Below are 1,668 nucleotides of genomic sequence, written 5' to 3' on the forward strand. Positions count from 1 at the left end.
GCCAGGCGAGCAGGAACAGGATCCCGGCAAAGATGAAGGGAAGACGGTCGAAATTGCGCATTTTCTGCTCGCTCCAGAAGGGGGTTCGTGAGCGGCTTAGCGGGGTCTCTTGTCTCGATTTTGTCTCAAATGCGCAGTCTTTGTGCAGGCTGTTGTTAACCCTACCGGATCGTAAACCTGCTCTCCCCCCGGCCATCATTCCTGCGCTTTGCCGTGCTTGCTGCCGATCCGCCAGTACCGCCAGGGCATGAACCAGAGATAGCGATCCGCAAGCGCCTCCGGCACCAGGTCTATGCCATGCGTGCCGAATGGCCCGCAGCGCAGCACGCGGAAGAATCCCATCCAGCCGCCGGCCCACAGGCCATGGCGGGCGATCGCCTCATGCGCATATTCCGAACAGGTCGGCAGATGCCGGCAGGAATTGCCGACAAAGCCCGACAGCGTCAGCTGGTAGAGGCGCACGAGCGACGTGCCGAGGAGACGGCCTGGCGTCTTGCGCCAGGGGCCGGGCCAGTTGCGGCCGCGTTTTTGCGACCCGTCTATATGCGCATGCCCATGCTGGTCGCGCACCACAGTCTCCGTATCGCGTTTCCCAGGCGATAGATGTGGACTTCCGCCGGAGAACGCAATCCCCCCTCCTTGCGCGCCCCGCCATCACGGACGGGAACGGCGAAACGGCTGCCTGTCAGCCGACGGCGCCCAGCGGCCACGACTGGCCGGCCCCTCGCGGCGCTTTGAATGCTGCTTTTCGTCACGCCATTGAAACGTCGCGATCCGCATGACATCGCCAAAAATGTTCAGCAACTGGATCATGGTCGGTCTCCTTTGACATGGATTAGACCGCCGCTGGCCTTCGCCTTCAAACGAGTATAATTTCCACTTCGGATAATCCTGGGTTATGCGAAATGAAGCGTGGGCGCCTGCCGCTGACGGCATTGAGGAGCTTCGAGGCGGCGGGCCGGCATCTGAGCTTCAGCCGGGCGGCCGAGGAGCTTTTCGTCTCGCAGGCGGCGATCAGCCGGCAGATCCGCGAGCTCGAAATCTTCCTGCATCGACCCTTGTTCGAACGTCACCATCGACGAGTCGAACTGACCGACACCGGCCGGCGTCTGCTGGATCAGCTTGTCAGAAGTTTCGACGCCATCGATACCTTGCTTGGCGATCTGGTGGCGACACCGGCGCAGTCCGTGGTCCGTGTCAGTGTCGAGCCGTCGCTTGCCTCCGTGTGGCTGGTGCCCCGGCTCAACCGCTTTCGCCAATTGCGGCCCGACATCGACGTCTCTCTCGAGGTCGATCCAAGGCTGATCGAGTTCCGCAGCGATCAGCCGGAGCTTGCCTTGCGCTTCAGCGCGCATGCCGACTCGTGGCCGCGCAGCCAGGCCGAGCGGCTTGCCTCGACGGTCGATTCGCCGGTCCTGTCGCCGGCGCTGCTTGCTTCTGGCCCTGCCCTCAGGAAGCCAATCGATCTTGGCCGCTACACGCTTTTGCACGAGGAGAATCGCCAGGGCTGGGTGCGCTGGTTCGAAGCGGCCGGCGTGCCCGCCGACGCCGTGCCCGCGCGCGGGCCGATGCTGGCGGATGCGTCGCTTTCAAAGCAGGCCGCCTTGCTCGGACATGGCGTGGCATTGGGCGATCTGTTGCAGATCGGCGGGGGAATCGCATCCCGGG

The 1,668-nt window shown here is 63.7% G+C and carries 3 protein-coding genes; 1 reads left to right on the forward strand and 2 read right to left on the reverse strand.

Going from position 1 to position 1,668, the window contains the following annotated elements; translation table 11 throughout:
- Positions 1–195: 195 nt before the first annotated feature.
- Positions 196–570 (reverse strand): membrane protein insertion efficiency factor YidD, encoded by a 375-nt coding sequence (yidD, locus tag EN925_RS34905; protein WP_127369531.1) that lies wholly within the window; start codon positions 568–570, stop codon positions 196–198.
- Between the two features lie 84 nt (positions 571–654).
- Positions 655–813 (reverse strand): hypothetical protein, encoded by a 159-nt coding sequence (locus tag EN925_RS34910; protein WP_127369532.1) that lies wholly within the window; start codon positions 811–813, stop codon positions 655–657.
- 92 nt (positions 814–905) lie between these two features.
- On the opposite strand from EN925_RS34910, the gene EN925_RS34915 reads away from it, so the two are divergent.
- On the forward strand, positions 906–1,668 hold a 763-nt coding region (locus EN925_RS34915), incomplete at its 3' end, for a LysR family transcriptional regulator (protein ID WP_128337320.1).

Origin of the sequence: Mesorhizobium sp. M7A.F.Ca.US.006.04.2.1, assembly GCF_004022915.1 — a bacterium.
In the GTDB taxonomy this organism is placed as follows: domain Bacteria; phylum Pseudomonadota; class Alphaproteobacteria; order Rhizobiales; family Rhizobiaceae; genus Mesorhizobium; species Mesorhizobium ciceri.